At 71.1% G+C, this 14,744-nt stretch carries 8 protein-coding genes; 4 read left to right on the forward strand and 4 right to left on the reverse strand.

The window, feature by feature from the left end:
- Nucleotides 1-3 precede the first annotated feature (3 nt).
- The 4 genes from ACFT32_RS19780 to fxsT all read left to right on the forward strand — a co-directional run bounded on the left by ACFT32_RS19780 (nt 4) and on the right by fxsT (nt 7,749).
- The gene (locus ACFT32_RS19780; RefSeq protein WP_382490611.1) at nt 4-3,324 is read left to right on the forward strand and encodes an SAV_2336 N-terminal domain-related protein; all 3,321 of its coding nucleotides are present in this window, start codon (nt 4-6) and stop codon (nt 3,322-3,324) included.
- Nucleotides 3,321-3,473, forward strand: a complete 153-nt coding sequence (locus ACFT32_RS19785; protein WP_382490614.1) for a hypothetical protein — start codon at nt 3,321-3,323, stop codon at nt 3,471-3,473. Before ACFT32_RS19780 ends, ACFT32_RS19785 begins: the two co-directional genes overlap by 4 nt.
- On the forward strand, nt 3,470-4,696 hold the full coding sequence (locus tag ACFT32_RS19790) for an FxsB family cyclophane-forming radical SAM/SPASM peptide maturase (RefSeq protein ID WP_382490615.1): 1,227 nt from the start codon (nt 3,470-3,472) through the stop codon (nt 4,694-4,696). Before ACFT32_RS19785 ends, ACFT32_RS19790 begins: the two co-directional genes overlap by 4 nt.
- 65 nt (nt 4,697-4,761) lie before the next feature.
- Nucleotides 4,762-7,749 carry an FxSxx-COOH system tetratricopeptide repeat protein gene (gene fxsT / locus ACFT32_RS19795; RefSeq protein WP_382490617.1) on the forward strand — a complete coding sequence of 996 codons (2,988 nt, stop codon included), beginning with the start codon at nt 4,762-4,764 and terminating at the stop codon, nt 7,747-7,749.
- Between the two features lie 96 nt (nt 7,750-7,845).
- Here the strand turns inward: fxsT and ACFT32_RS19800 are convergent, their stop codons facing one another.
- The 4 genes from ACFT32_RS19800 to ACFT32_RS19815 all read right to left on the reverse strand — a co-directional run bounded on the left by ACFT32_RS19800 (nt 7,846) and on the right by ACFT32_RS19815 (nt 14,606).
- The gene (locus ACFT32_RS19800; RefSeq protein ID WP_382490619.1) at nt 7,846-11,664 is read right to left on the reverse strand and encodes a multifunctional oxoglutarate decarboxylase/oxoglutarate dehydrogenase thiamine pyrophosphate-binding subunit/dihydrolipoyllysine-residue succinyltransferase subunit; all 3,819 of its coding nucleotides are present in this window, start codon (nt 11,662-11,664) and stop codon (nt 7,846-7,848) included.
- Between the two features lie 281 nt (nt 11,665-11,945).
- On the reverse strand, nt 11,946-13,058 hold the full coding sequence (locus ACFT32_RS19805; protein WP_193481006.1) for a cell wall metabolism sensor histidine kinase WalK: 1,113 nt from the start codon (nt 13,056-13,058) through the stop codon (nt 11,946-11,948).
- Entirely contained in the window at nt 13,055-13,795 is a 741-nt protein-coding gene (locus ACFT32_RS19810; RefSeq protein ID WP_184590528.1) for a response regulator transcription factor, read from the reverse strand. Before ACFT32_RS19810 ends, ACFT32_RS19805 begins: the two co-directional genes overlap by 4 nt.
- A 133-nt stretch (nt 13,796-13,928) precedes the next feature.
- Nucleotides 13,929-14,606, reverse strand: a complete 678-nt coding sequence (locus ACFT32_RS19815; protein ID WP_382490623.1) for a spermidine synthase — start codon at nt 14,604-14,606, stop codon at nt 13,929-13,931.
- Nucleotides 14,607-14,744: the final 138 nt, after the last annotated feature.

Here is a 14,744-nt window from a genome sequence, read left to right on the forward strand (position 1 = left end):
CCGATGACCGACGCGGCCCCCCACCCCTCGCCCCGCGACGTGAACCTCGCGCTCACGGCGCTGGTCGCCCGTATGCGGGACGCGGGCATCGGGCCGGGCGTGGAGGAACTCGCGGACGCGCTGTGGCTGGCCCGCTGGCTCCCGGCCCGGGCGGAGCCGGCCGTCCCGGCCGCGGCGGAGGAAGCCGGCGCCGGACATCCACCGGCCGACGGCACCGACACCCCGCCCGTGCCCACCCACCAGCCCCCCGCCGAGGACGCCGAGGCCCACCCGCCCGACGGGGCCCGGCTGTTCGACCCCGGTACCGACGGCGCCGACGGTACCGCCCGTATGCAGTCCGTCGGGGTCCCCGCAGCTCCCGTGCTTCCCGAACCCCTCTCCCTGCAACGGGGCTTACGGCCTCTCCAGAGGTACCGGGCGCCCTCGCGGCCCGTACCGCGCGTCCTGGACGAACAGGCCACCGCACACCGGGCCGCCGAGTCCCGGCTTCTCCTGCCGGTCCTGCGCACCGACCGGCGCCGCGAGGCCCGCCTGCTGCTCCTGATGGACGTCTCCACCTCGACCGTGGTGTGGCGTCAGGCCCTCGACGAACTGCGCCAGGTCTGTGCACGCGCCGGCGCCTTTCGCGAGGTGCGGGTGCGGTACCTGCACGAGACAGCGGGCGGGGTGCCCGGCTGCGCCACCACCCCGGAGCCCGCGGGCCCGCTGCAGACCCCGGAGCAGCTGAGCGACCCGACGGGACGGCGCGTCACCCTGATGCTCAGCGACTGCGCCGGGCCCATGTGGCGCTCCGGCCACATGCAGCGGCTGCTGTACCGATGGGCCGCAGCGGCGCCCGTGGCCGTCGTACAGCCGCTTCCGCAGCGCATGTGGTTGCGCACTCATCTGCCTGCCCGGCGAGGCCTGCTGCGCCGGCGGGAAGGACCGGCCGGGGCGCTGGAGTTCCGGCCCGACCGGGGCCATACCGACCGGACCGCTCTGCCCTTGCCCTTGCTGGCGCTGCGCCGCGACTCCGTGGAGGGCTGGGCACGCCTGGTGTCCGGCGCGACCGGGCAGTCGCTGGCCGCCGCGGCCGGGTGGGTGCGCCCCGATCACCCCGCGTCCGGGGCGGCGGTACGGGCCGCGCAGGAGCTGACCGGACCGGACCGCGTCGACGCGTTCTGGAGGCACGCCTCGTCGGAGGCCTGCCGGCTCGCCGTGTACCTGTCGGCGGTGCCCCTCTACCTGCCCGTGATGCAGCTGGTCCAGCACGCCATGCTCGCCGGAAGCGGGCCCGACGTGCTGTCCGAGGCGCTGCTCAGCGGCCTGCTCAAACGCCGGGAGGACCCGGACGACCCGCGAGCCGTGCGCTACGAGTTCCTGCCCGGCGTCGCGCCTGAGCTGCGGTCACGGCTGGCTGTCGACGACGCCGAGCTGCTGTTCAAGCACTGCTCCGAGTATGTGGAACGCAAGTTCGGGCGCAGCGTGCGAAATTTCCCCGCGCTTGCGGGGGCGTTCCTGCGGGGTGCGGTGACTCCGGGCGCGGAGCTGTCGCCGATGATCGCCCCGGAAGCGGAGGAACCGGTCGGGCTGCGGGCCTTCGCCGAGGTGTCGGCGGAGGTGCTGCGGGACCTCGGGCGGCGCATGCCGGCCGTCCCGCTGCGGCCCGAGCTGAGCGTGGGCGAACTGCTGAGCCGAGGGCGGCGGTCGCTCGCCCGCTTCCGCGAGGAAGGCCTCACCAGGGAGCTCGACGCCGCGGTGGGGTTCCTGCGGCAGGCGCTGGAGGTCGCCCGCACGGATCCGGAGCGGGCCTCGGCCTCGGTCTCGCTGGCCGACGCGCTGTGGTCCCGATGGCAGGTCCGCGGCGTGGGAGAGGACCTCAGGGAGGCTTGGCAAGCCGTCGGGGACGCGCAGGACCTCACCGTCTGGGGCCGGGTGGTACGAGGACGCGTCTGTCTGGCTCAGGCAGGGGAACTGCTCAAGCAGGGCATCGGGTTCCAGGGCATCCCCGACGACCTCAGGCACTGGTCGGCGACCGCGGCGCACGAGGGCCATCCGGCCGAGGAGTTCGCCCGCGCCGTGCTGTTCTACCTCGCCGACCAGGACCTCGGCTCCGTCCTCCAGGACCCGGACGCGGCGGTGGAGCACCTGTACGGCACCTCGCTCGCGCTGGTCTTCCTGCGCCGGGTCGTGGCGATGTCGGGTGCGCAGGCGACCGGTACGGACGGCCCCTACCCCGCGTCCGACCCCGAGCAGTGGTACGTCGCGCACCTGCTCCGGGCCGTCGAGGCCGCCGACGTGGCACTCGCGTCCTCGGACGACGAACAGGCCCGCGCCGTCCGCGGGCGGCTCTGGCTCGACCTGGCGCGACAGTTCGCGGGCCACGGGCCGATCCCCCCGGCCGCCGCGGACCCGCGGCGTGCGGCCGAGGCGGCGATGCACGCCACCGGCGACTTCCTGGCGGCGGTCCGCGACGAGAGCACCCTCCCGGACGGCGAACGCTGCGGGATCTGGCTCGACATGGCCAGTGCCCTCGAGATCCACCAGCCGCCGCGCGAGGACGGCAGGGAACGCCGCTCGCTGGTGTACGCGGTCGAGGCGGCCCTCGAAGCGGCGGGTGACGACGCGGCTCTGCGATTCACATGCCATGAGCGGGCCGCGAACATCCACCGCGCCCGCTACGACCGGACCGGCGACCGGCTGCAACTGGACCATGCCGTCGCCGCCTGGGGGGACGCCGCGTCGCTGCTGGACGCGGACGACCCCCGGCGGCCCGACCTGCTGTCCGACCTCGGCCTCGCCGTGCTCGAGCGAGCCCGCACGGCGGCCACCTCCGACGAAGCCACGCGGGCCGTCGACCTGTTGCGCCAGGCGGTCGACGAGTCGCTCCCGGACGATCCCCGCCTGCCCCGGCGCCGGCAGAACCTGGGCGCCGCGCACCTCCTGCGCTTCGGAGTGCAGGAGGTGCTCTCCGATCTGTACGAGGCGGAGTGGCTGTTCGGCGAGGCCACCCGGGGCTCCGACGACGCGGGGTTCCTCGGGCGGTGCCGGCTCGCCCGAGGACGTGCCCAGGAGCTCCTGCACTCGCGCACGGGCGATATCGCCCGGCTGCACCAGGCAGCCGACTGCTTCTCCCGGGCCGCAGACCACGCGCGGGACGCGGGGGACGAGGAACTCCACGCCACCGCCCTGCTCTCGCGTGGGCAGGTCCGAGAACTCCTCGGCCGGACCGCCGAGGCGCTGGCCGACTACCGCCGAGCGCTGCCCCTCACCCAGGACTCCGGCCGGGGTGAGCGGCTCCGCTCCCGCATCGACCGCCTGGAATCCGAAACGGCCGACGAGTGACCGCGCCTACCGACGAACACTGCATACCCCTGCCCGGCCTCTCCCGGCCGGACCACACCGACCACCCGGTTCTGGCCGAGATCCTCGCCGAGCTGCGTGTCCGGGAGAGGGAGCCCAGCGTCACAGCCCAGTACGAAGACGCACCATGACGATTCACCCCCAGCCGTCGCCGCACCCGTCATGGCCGCACCGATGGCTCGACACCACGGCTCACCGTGCCACGCCCTTCCAGCAGTTCGTGCTGAAGGTCCACAGCCGCTGCAATCTCGACTGCGCCTACTGCTACCTGTACCGGGGCCAGGACAGCGGCTGGCGGGACCGCCCGGCGCGCACGCCCGAGGACACCATGCGGCACGCCGCCGCTCGTATCGCCGAGCACGTCCGCGCCCACGGTCTCGAAGGCATCCGTATCGAGCTGCACGGCGGCGAACCCCTGCTGGGCGGCCCGGGTCCCGTCCTGGCCTACGCCCAGGCGGTCCACGAGGCCGTGCCGGCCGGATGCCGGGTCACCGCCACCGTGCAGACCAACGGCACCCGCCTCACTGAGGCGGCACTCGACCTGCTCACCGGCGCGGGGCTCCGGGTCGGCCTCAGCCTCGATGGAGGGCGCGCAGCCCACAACGCCCGCAGGGTCGACCACGCCGGACGCCCCGCCTGGCCCGCGGCCCGGGCCGCCGCCCGCGCACTGGCCGCGCGCCCGGCGGCCTACGCGGGCATCCTGTGCACCATCGACCTCGACGCCGACCCGCTCGACGTCTACCGGTCCCTGCTGGAGCTGAACCCGCCCGGGGTGGACTTCCTGCTGCCTCACGCCAGCTGGGGCCACCCGCCCGCCGGCATCGCCCCGCAGCTCCCCGGGCGCCACCGCCCGTGTCCCACTCCCTACGGCGACTGGCTGGCCGCCGTCTTCGACGTCTGGTGGGACGAGCAGCGGCTGCGCACCCGCGTACGCCTGTTCCAGGAGATCGCCGCCCTGCTGCTCGGCGCCCCCAGCAGGGCCGAGGCCGTGGGGCTCTCGCCGATGGCAGCCGTCGTGGTCGAGACGGACGGTGCGATCGAGCAGGTCGACTCCTTGAGGTCGGCCTACGCGGGTGCGGCGGAGACAGGGCTGGACGTCTTCCGGAACTCGTTCGACGAGGCTCTGCGCCACCCCGGCATCGCCGCTCGCCAGCTCGGGGAGCGGGCCCTGGCCGCCGAATGCCGCGGCTGCCCGGTCGGGAAGGTGTGCGGGGGTGGCAACTACGTGCACCGGTACGCGCCCGGCAGCGGCTTCCGTCATCCCAGCGTCTACTGCGCCGATCTGGAACGGCTCGTCCGGCATATCGCCCGCCGACTCGAACGGACCGTACGGGACTCGGCGCGGGCGCATTGATTGGTTGCTCAACTTGCCACCAATGGAGACCTTTTGACGCACAATTGAATAACCTGTGCACAGTCGTGACCAGGCTGAGCGGAGGGGACTGCGAGATGGCGTCGGAACTCGGACACGTCACGGTGCTGTTCGCCGGACAGAGCGAGTCCTGGGCCAAGTGGATCGACCACCAGGTCCGGTCCGCGGGCCGGGCCACGACACTGGTGCGCTGGAACCCGCTACGGCGACCGGCCACCGACGAGGCCCTGCGCGTCCTGCTGAGCGCCCCGGGGAAGATCCTGCTGGTCATCGACGACTGGCACGAACAACTGGACCAGGACCGTTTCGACGCCTGGGCCGGTGTGCTCGCCCGCCTGCTGACGGAGCACGGGGACCGGGTCGCCGCCGTGAACGTCACCGCCCAGCCGATGCCCCCGGCCGTCATCGCCCTCGCCCCCGTCGAGCTGCGCGGCCTCATGCCCGAAGCCGCCCGCGAACGCGTTCTGGAACTCGCGGGCATCCCTGCCCCCGACACCCTCGACCTGCGCCGCGGCCCGCGCTTCCCGGACGATCCGCCGGCGGTGTGGGGTGGTGTACCGCGCCGAAACCGCCGCTTCGTCGGCCGCTCCGAGCTGTTGGAGCAGGTGTACCGGGCGCTCTCCACGTCCGGACGCAACGGTGCTGCCGTGGCGCTGCTCGGGCCGAGCGGCCACGGCAAGACGCAGCTCGCGATGGAGTACGTCCACCGGTTCGCAGGCGAGTACGACATCGTCTGGTGGATCAGCGCCGCCCAGCGCGTCACAGCGCGTCAGCAGTTTGCCGAGCTCGCCCCCGCCCTGAACGTTCCCGGCACCGGCGACCTCCCGGCCGCCATCAAGGCCGTGCAGCGCGAACTCGACAGCACAGCCCGCCCCTGGCTGCTCGTCCTGGACGGGGCCGGGGAGCCCGAGCGGCTGAACGGACTCGTCCCCGACGGGCGCGGCCACGTCCTGGTCACCACACACCGCGGTGAGTGGTCGGCCCAAGCGGAGGTCGTCGACGTCCCGGCCTTCGCGCGCCGGGAGAGCATCGCCTTCGCCCGGCGGCGCGCAGACCGGCTCACCGACCACGAGGCGGAACGGCTCGCCCAGGCCGTGGAGGACATGCCCCTGCTGCTCGACCAGACGGCCGCCTGGCTCCAGCTCAACCCCGGTGTGTCCGTCAACGACTACATACGTGACATCCGGGACGGTAAACCGGCCCGTTTCGGCGTCATGGCCTCCGGCCACCACCCCAAGTACGAGGTTGCCTGGTCCAAGCTGATCAACCTGCTTCGGCAGAGCCACGAACCCGCGTGGCAACTGCTCAACCTGCTGGTCTGCTTCGCACACGACGTGGTCCCCGTACGCATGCTGCAGACGACCCGGCCCGCCGACCTGCCCCCCGAACTGGCCGAACTGATCTCCGAGCCCAGCAGCTGGAACGCCGCGCTGCGCCGGCTCTCCGAGATCACCTCCATGCGTATCGAGTACGAGCAGGGCCCTCGCATGGACACGCAGACCGTGGGCACGGTCCGTATGCACCGCCTCTTCCACCGGTTCGTACGGTCTGTGCAGTCGCCCGGGGACGCCGAGCGCTACTCCGACGCCGCCCGCAGGGTCCTCGTCTCCGCGGACCCACGAGACTCGGCGTCGGCGGGCAGCTGGGCCCGCTACTCCGCGATCATCCCGCACCTGGAGCCGTCCGGTGCCCTGGAGTCCTCCGAGGAGGAGGTCCGTGACCTCGTGCTCAACTGCGTCGAGTACCTCCGGATGCGCGGTGAGTACCGCGACGGCTGGTGGCTGAGCCGGCTCGCGGTGGACACGTGGCGGCCCAAGTTCGGCGACACCGACCGGTCGGTGCTCGTCGCCGTCCACCAGCTCGGCAACATGCTGCGCCGGCTCGGCCGGTACACCGACGCCGAGGAGGTGGGCCGGGAGAACCTGCGGAGGCTGAACGACTCCGACGGAGTCCGTCCCATCGAACTGATCCGGGCCGAGGACAACCTCGGCGGCACACTGATGGCGCTCGGCCGCTACGGGGAAGCCCGCACTTTGTTCGAGGAGGCTGCCGCGAGCGCCGCCCGGGAGCTCGGGGGCGAGAACGTACCGCGCACGCTCAGCATCCGCAGCAACCTCGCCGTCGCCATCGGTCTCGAGGGGCACTACATCGAGGCGCTCGCCCTGCATCGTGGCGTCTTCGAGGCCCGGGTCCGGCTGCTCGGCGAGAAGGACGTCGCCACCCTCAACTCGGCGCTGCGCATCGCCTGGATGCTGAGGCTCCTCGGCCGCTACCGGGAGGCCATGACGATCCAGGGCCACAACTCCCGTGTCCACAGCCAGGTTCTCGACCGCAGCCATGGCCAGACCGTGCAGGCCGAGCACAACCTCGCGCTGTGCGCCCGCCGGGACGGCGACCTCAAGTTCGCGCTCGCCATGATGCGGGGCGTGCGGGAGAAGCTGCTGCGCCGCCGCGGCCCCGTGCACCCCGAGACGCTGATGGTCTCCTGCGACTACGCGATGCTGCTACGGCACGTGGAGCGCACGGCCGAGGCCAGGGAACTCGCCGAGTTCACCGCCGGGCAGTACGCGGACCAGCTCGGTGAGCAGCACCCCTACGCCGTCGGCGCCCGGGACAACGTGGCCACGGTCATGCGGGACATGGGGGAGCGGCGTGCCGCCCTGGAACTGTCCCGCACCACGGTCAGGGAGATGGAGCAGAGCGTCGGGCGGGACCACCCCTGGGCCATCGGCTGCGCCAAGAACGAGGTTGCCGCCCTCGCTGCCAACGGCGACACGGATGCCGCGGCCGCTCTCGGCCGGGACGCCGCCGAACGTTCCGCGCGTGCGCTGGGCGACGACCACGTCCTCACGATCAGTCTGCGGGCAGGCCTTGCCCTTGACCTGGCCGAACTGGGCATGCGGGCTGAAGCCGAGACCCTCCAGCGGGATGTCGCCACCCGGCTCACCGCCCTGCTGGGCCCCGATCATCCCCACACGCGGTACATCCTCGAGCGCCACCGCCCGTACTGGGACTTCGAACCCCAGCCGATCTGAAACGGCGGCTGGGGTTCGAAATCGGGACGGAGAAAAGGGCCGGCCCCGAGTGCGCACACTCGGGGCCGGCCCCTTCTGCAGCCGATGCTCAGACGGTCACGCCTCGAACACCTCACGCACCAGCTGCTCCTGCTCGGCCTGGTGCCGCTTCGCGGAACCGACCGCCGGGGACGAGCCGTGCGGGCGCGAGATGCGGCGCAGGCGCTCGCCGTGCGGGACGTCCGCGCCGACCGCCAGGTCGAGGTGGTCGATCAGGTTGAGCGCGATGAACGGCCAGGCACCCTGGTTCGCCGGCTCCTCCTGGGCCCACAGGTACTTCTCGGCGTTCGGGTACTTCTTGATCTCCGCCTGGAGCTCGGCACCCGGCAGCGGGTACAGGCGCTCGATGCGGATGATCGCCGTGTCCGTGACGCCGCGCTTCTGACGCTCGGCCTCCAGGTCGTAGTAGACCTTGCCGGCGCAGAAGACGACCTTCTTGACCGCGGCCGGGTCGACCGACGCGTCGCCGATGACCGGCTGGAACTGGCCCGTCGTGAACTCGTCCGCCTGCGCCGCCGCCGCCTTCAGGCGCAGCATCGACTTCGGCGTGAAGACCACCAGCGGCTTGTGGTGCGGGTTGTGCACCTGCCACCGCAGGAGGTGGAAGTAGTTCGACGGCGACGTCGGCGTGGCGACCGTCATGTTGTTCTGGGCGCAGAGCTGCAGGAAGCGCTCCGGGCGGGCCGAGGAGTGGTCCGGGCCCTGGCCCTCGTAGCCGTGCGGCAGGAGCAGGACGACGCCGGACGTCTGGGCCCACTTCTGCTCGGCCGACGAGATGAACTCGTCCACGACCGTCTGGGCGCCGTTGACGAAGTCGCCGAACTGCGCCTCCCACATCACGAGCGCGTTCGGGCGGGCCAGCGAGTAGCCGTACTCGAAGCCCATCGCCGCGTACTCGGAGAGGAGGGAGTTGTAGACGTTCAGCCGCGCCTGGTCCTCGGAGAGGTACTGCAGCGGCGTGTACTCGTCGCCCGTGGTGCGGTCGATGATGACCGCGTGGCGCTGGCCGAACGTACCGCGCTGCGAGTCCTGGCCCGCGAGGCGGACCGGGACGCCCTCCAGCAGGAGGGAGCCGATGGCGAGGGTCTCGCCCATGCCCCAGTCGATGGTGCCGTCCTCGACCATCGCCGCCCGGCGCTGCAGCTGCGGCAGCAGACGCGGGTGGACGGTGATGTGGTCGGGGATGTTGACCTGGGACTCGGCGATCCGCTTGACGACCTCCGAGGTCACCGCGGTGTTCACGGCGACCGGGAACTCGGCCTGCGGGTCGGTGGGCTCCGCGGCGGCCGGCTGCGAGGTGGCCTCGCGGACCTCCGTGAAGACCTTCTCCAGCTGGCCCTGGTAGTCCTGCAGCGCCTGCTCGGCCTCTTCCAGGGTGATGTCGCCGCGACCGATGAGGGACTCGGTGTACAGCTTGCGCACCGAGCGCTTCTTGTCGATCAGGTCGTACATCAGCGGCTGAGTGAAGGCCGGGTTGTCCGACTCGTTGTGACCGCGGCGGCGGTAGCAGATGAGGTCGATCACCACGTCCTTGTTGAACGCCTGGCGGAACTCGAAGGCGAGCCGCGCGACGCGGACCACGGCCTCCGGGTCGTCGCCGTTCACGTGGAAAATCGGGGCCTCGATCATGCGGGCCACGTCCGTGGCGTACATCGAGGAGCGCGAGGACTCCGGGGCGGCCGTGAAGCCGACCTGGTTGTTGATGACGATGTGGACCGTGCCGCCGGTGCGGTAGCCGCGCAGCTGCGACATGTTCAGGGTCTCGGCCACCACGCCCTGGCCCGCGAAGGCCGCGTCGCCGTGGATCGCCACCGGCAGGACCGTGAAGTCAGTGCCGCCCTTGTTGATGATGTCCTGCTTGGCGCGCGAGACGCCCTCCAGGACCGGGTCCACCGCCTCCAGGTGCGAGGGGTTGGCGGTGAGCGAGACCTTGATCTGCTCGCCGTCCAGGCCGGTGAAGGTGCCCTCGGCGCCCAGGTGGTACTTCACGTCGCCGGAGCCGTGCATCGACTTCGGGTCGAGGTTGCCCTCGAACTCGCGGAAGATCTGCGCGTACGACTTGCCGACGATGTTCGCCAGGACGTTCAGCCGGCCGCGGTGGGCCATGCCGACGACGACCTCGTCGAGACGGGACTCCGCAGCGCTGTCCAGAACCGCGTCCAGCAGCGGGATGACGGACTCGCCGCCCTCCAGGGAGAAGCGCTTCTGGCCGACGTACTTCGTCTGCAGGAAGGTCTCGAAGGCCTCCGCTGCGTTCAGCCGGCGCAGGATGCGCAGCTGCTCCTCGCGCTCCGGCTTGGTGTGCGGGCGCTCGATGCGGTCCTGGATCCACTTGCGCTGCTTGGGGTCCTGGATGTGCATGAACTCGATGCCGGTGGTGCGGCAGTACGAGTCGCGCAGCACACCGAGGATGTCGCGCAGCTTCATCAGGGACTTGCCGGAGAAGCCGCCGACGGCGAACTCGCGCTCCAGGTCCCACAGGGTGAGCCCGTGCTCGGTGATGTCCAGGTCGGGGTGCTTGCGCTGCTGGTACTCCAGCGGGTCGGTGTCGGCCATGACGTGGCCGCGGACCCGGTAGGAGTGGATCAGCTCGAAGACGCGGGCGGCCTTCGTGACGTCGTCGTCGTGCGAGGCGTCGATGTCCTTGAGCCAGCGGACCGGCTCGTAGGGGATGCGCAGGGCCTCGAAGATGTCGTCGTAGAAGCCGTTCTCACCGAGGAGAAGGTTCGCGACGATCCGCAGGAACTCGCCGGAGGCGGCGCCCTGGATCACCCGGTGGTCGTAGGTCGACGTGAGCGTCATGACCTTCGAGATGCCGAGCTTGTTCAGGGTGTCCTGGGAGGTGCCCTGGAACTCCGCCGGGTAGTCCATGGAGCCGACGCCCATGATCACCGACTGGCCGGGCATCAGACGCGGCACGGAGTGGACGGTGCCGAGGCCGCCGGGGTTGGTCAGGGAGACCGTCACGCCGGTGAAGTCGTCCATGCCGAGCTTGCCGTCGCGGGCACGGCGGACGATGTCCTCGTAGGCCTGCCAGAACTCGAAGAAGTTCAGCGTCTCGGCCTTCTTGATGCCCGCGACCACGAGCTGGCGGTCGCCGTTGGGCTTGACCAGGTCGATGGCGAGGCCGAAGTTGACGTGCTCCGGCTTGACCAGGGTCGGCTTGCCGTCCTTCTCCACGAAGGAGTAGTTCATCGACGGCATGGCCTTGATGGCCTGCACCATCGCGTAGCCGATCAGGTGCGTGAAGGAGATCTTCCCGCCCCGGGCGCGCTTCAGGTGGTTGTTGATGACGATGCGGTTATCGAAGAGCAGCTTCACCGGGACCGCGCGCACGGACGTGGCCGTGGGCACCTCCAGCGAGGCGTTCATGTTCTTCGCGACCGCGGCGGCGGGGCCGCGCAGCACGACCTGCTCGGGGCCCGAGGGGGCCTCGCCGGCGGGCTCGGCCTTCGGCTTCGCGGCGGCGGCCGGCTTGGCGGGGGCCGGAGCGGCCTTCGCCGGAGCGGCGGCCTGAGCCGGGGCCTGCGCGGCGGGCTTCGCCTGGGCGGGAGCCGGGGCGGCGGCGGGCTTCTCGGCCGCCGGGGCGGGGGCCGCGGCCTGGGCGGGGGCGGCCTGGGCCGCCGGCTGAGCGGTGGTGGTCCCCGCGGCCCCCGCGGCCGCGGTACCCGCCGGAGCCGAGGCGGCAGCCGCCCCTGGCTTGTAGTCGGCGAAGAAGTCCCACCAGGCTCGGTCTACCGAATTCGGGTCCTGGAGGTACTGCTGATAGATCTCGTCGACGAGCCACTCGTTGGCACCGAACGACGCGGCGGGGTTCTTCCCCGCTTGGTCGGTGTCGGTAGAGATGCTCGAGTTACTGGGGGACTGTGGCGACACGGCGGTAACCGCCCTCTTCCGCTTCACAAGATGATGGACAGCGGGAATCAAGGCTACGCCTCCCGGACCGCGAAGGTCAGGCCGGGCCCGTTCAACGTCACGCAAGTCACACTTCAAAGAGTGTTTCGGGGCTTGAAATGGCGGGAAACAAGCGTGGTTCCGCTTAAGGAGGGAAGGCGAGAGCGGCACCCGGGGCGCCGACGGCGCGGGTCTGTGCCTGATCACACGTGTCCGTCAGCACGGACGCCCGTGGATCTTGAGGCTCCGCTTCGAACTTTACGTCAACTTGGCACAGATGGAAGTCCCGGAAGAGTGACAAGAATCCGGCAACCTCGCTCGGATTCGGCCACTCCGATCCGCCCACCGTGCAGATCCACCGCCCAGCGGGCGATGGCGAGGCCGAGACCTGTCCCGCCGTCGCTGCCCGACCCCGGCGGCCGCTTGGCGCTGCCGCGGTTGAACCGCTCGAACACGCGGTGCCACTCGGACTTCGGAATGCCGGGGCCCTCGTCCAGGACCTCCAGCTCCAGCGACTCCGGCAGTGTGCCGCGCCGCGCCTTGACCGTCACCCGGCCGTGCGGCGGGCTGTGCTTGACCGCGTTGTCGATGAGGTTGGCCACGACCTGGTGGATGCGCTCCGGGTCGGCGTGCGCGGTCAACTCCGGCGGCGAGACGTCGAGGTGCAGATGGACGTCCGTCCTTGTGTGACTGCCCGAGCCGGTGGCGATGCCCGCGCGCACGGAGGCGACCATGTTGGCCTCCTTCAGTACGCCCGACAGATACGGCCACACCTCGAAGCGCCGCTGTTTCAGCGGTACGACGCCGTTGTCCAGGCGGGACAGGTCCAGCAGCGTCTCCACCAGCCGGCCGAGCCGCTCGGTCTGCTTCAGGGCCGTGCGCATCGTCTCCGGGTCGGCCTGGGTGACGCCGTCGACGATGTTCTCCAGCACCGCGCGCAGCCCCGCGATGGGCGTGCGCAGCTCGTGCGAGACGTTCGCCACCAGCTCCTTGCGCTGGCGGTCCTGGGCCTCCAGCTCGTCGGCCATGGCGTTGATCGTCACCGCCAGGTCGCCCAGCTCGTCACGGCGGTTGTCCCGCACCCGGCGGGTGTAGTCGCCCTGTGAGATGGAGCGGGCCACGGCGGTCATCTCGTCCAGCGGCGCGGTGAGCGAATGGGCGACGAACTGCGTGATGAGAAGTGTGGCGATCATCGAGAAGACCGTGATGAAGCGCAGCTCCGTCTTCGTGTGCACCGCGATCACCGACAGACCTGTGGTGATCAGCACCGAGATGACGACCAGCGCGCCCAGCTTGGTCTTGATCGAGAACGGGCTCACCCCGCCCCAGGGTTCCGGCTCCCCGGGGTTTCTCCGTGCGGCAGGCCCGCCGCTCATGGCGTCGGGGTCTCCAGGGCGTAGCCCACGCCGTGCACCGTGCGGATCCGCTCGGCGCCGATCTTCCGGCGCAGCGCCTTGATGTGGCTGTCGACGGTCCGGGTGCCGGAGGCGTCCGCCCAGTCCCAGACCTCGGCGAGCAGCTGCTCGCGCGAGAGCACCGCGCGCGGGGTGTTCGCCAGACAGACCAGCAGATCGAACTCGGTCGGCGTGAGGTGAACATCCTCACTGCGCACCCGCACGCGTCGCTGTGCGTGGTCGATCTCCAGCTCGCCGAGGCGCAGGATGCCGCTGCGCGGCGTCGCGGCGGCCAGCGCGGCCCGCTCCACACGGCGCAGCAGCACGTGCACACGCGCCGCCAGCTCCCGCATCGAGAACGGCTTCGTCATGTAGTCGTCGGCGCCGACGCCCAGCCCGACCAGCATGTCGGTCTCGTCGTCGCGCGCGGTGAGCATCATCACCGGCACCGGCCGGGCGGCCTGCACACGCCGGCAGACCTCCAGACCGTCGAAGCCGGGCAGCATGATGTCGAGGATCAGCAGGTCGGGCTGCCAGGCCTCGGCCGTGTCGACCGCCGCCGGACCGTCGCCCGCCGTTTGCACGAGGAATCCCTCGGCTCGCAGGCGGGTCGCGATGGCGTCCACGATCGTGGCGTCGTCCTCGACGACGAGAACCCGGCGCTGCGCGCCCGGGGTAGCCGTCGCCGAACCGTTGTGGGAGGTCTGTGTCTGCTCCATCGCCCGCCCCTGGGGTGTGCTTTCCGGAATCAGTGGGGTGATTCCTCACTGGCTGTGCCTGCGCATGGTGTGCGATTGACGCTTGAATGATCGGCGTCAGAGGAGCAGCGTACGGGGAGTCAGCACACCTTTGCTATCCAGGGCGGATGCCGAGGTGTACGACGTCGGGAACGCCCCGGGCAACCGGGATCTCTTCGGTACGCACCCGTTGGAACCCGGCATTCCGCAAGGTTTCTTCGAATTCCGGCGAGGGCTGGGCGGACCAGACGGCCAGTACCCCGCCGGGTCTCAACACCCGTGCGCAGCTTGCCAGTCCGGCCTCCGAGTAGAGATTTCCGTTGCCCTCTGTGACGGTCCAGCCGGGGCCGTTGTCGATGTCGAGACACAGGGCGTCGAACGTGTCGGATGTCTCATTGACGTATGTCACGAGATCGGCTTCCACGATTTTCGCGCGGGGGTCGGCAAGGGCCTCGGCGGAGAACGCGGAGAGCGGGCCGCCGAGGTGCCATTCGACAATCGCGTGCTCGCGTTCCACGACCGTGATCCCACTCCAGCGGGCGTCCGCCGCCGCGTGGGCGAGGGAGAAACCGACGCCGAGTCCGCCGATCAGGACGTCCGGGCGGTCCCGGCCGGCCAGGGCGTCCAGGGCCGCGTCGACCAGCCGCCGCTCCGAGCGGCCGTCGGAGGTGTCCATCAGGAAGCAGCCGTTCGCGATGATCTCCAGCCGGTCTCCGTGCCGCCGCAGCACGACCTCACCGTGCGGGCCCTCGCGACGGTCCAGTACATCGGGTGTGTCGTTCGAGGTGGGCATCGAAGCATCCTGGCAGGTGCGGGGTGCCCGGCGCCAAGAATTAGGGAGCGGTCCGTGGCGGACGCGGTGCGCGGCTTTCGGGTTGCTGTGAATCGGCTCTCGCGTGGCGCCGGTCACAGACAGTGGGGCAGAGGTACG

The organism is Streptomyces sp. NPDC057002, assembly GCF_042673825.1.
In the GTDB taxonomy this organism is placed as follows: Bacteria; Actinomycetota; Actinomycetes; order Streptomycetales; family Streptomycetaceae; genus Streptomyces.

What these genes read in the sequence shown, in the direction of transcription:
- ACFT32_RS19815 (WP_382490623.1), bottom strand. Translation starts at nt 14,606, where the DNA reads ATGCCCACCTCGAACGACACACCCGATGTACTGGACCGTCGCGAGGGC.
- ACFT32_RS19805 (WP_193481006.1), bottom strand. Translation starts at nt 13,058, where the DNA reads ATGAGCGGCGGGCCTGCCGCACGGAGAAACCCCGGGGAGCCGGAACCC.
- ACFT32_RS19780 (WP_382490611.1), top strand. Translation starts at nt 4, where the DNA reads ATGACCGACGCGGCCCCCCACCCCTCGCCCCGCGACGTGAACCTCGCG.
- ACFT32_RS19810 (WP_184590528.1), bottom strand. Translation starts at nt 13,795, where the DNA reads ATGGAGCAGACACAGACCTCCCACAACGGTTCGGCGACGGCTACCCCG.
- ACFT32_RS19790 (WP_382490615.1), top strand. Translation starts at nt 3,470, where the DNA reads ATGACGATTCACCCCCAGCCGTCGCCGCACCCGTCATGGCCGCACCGA.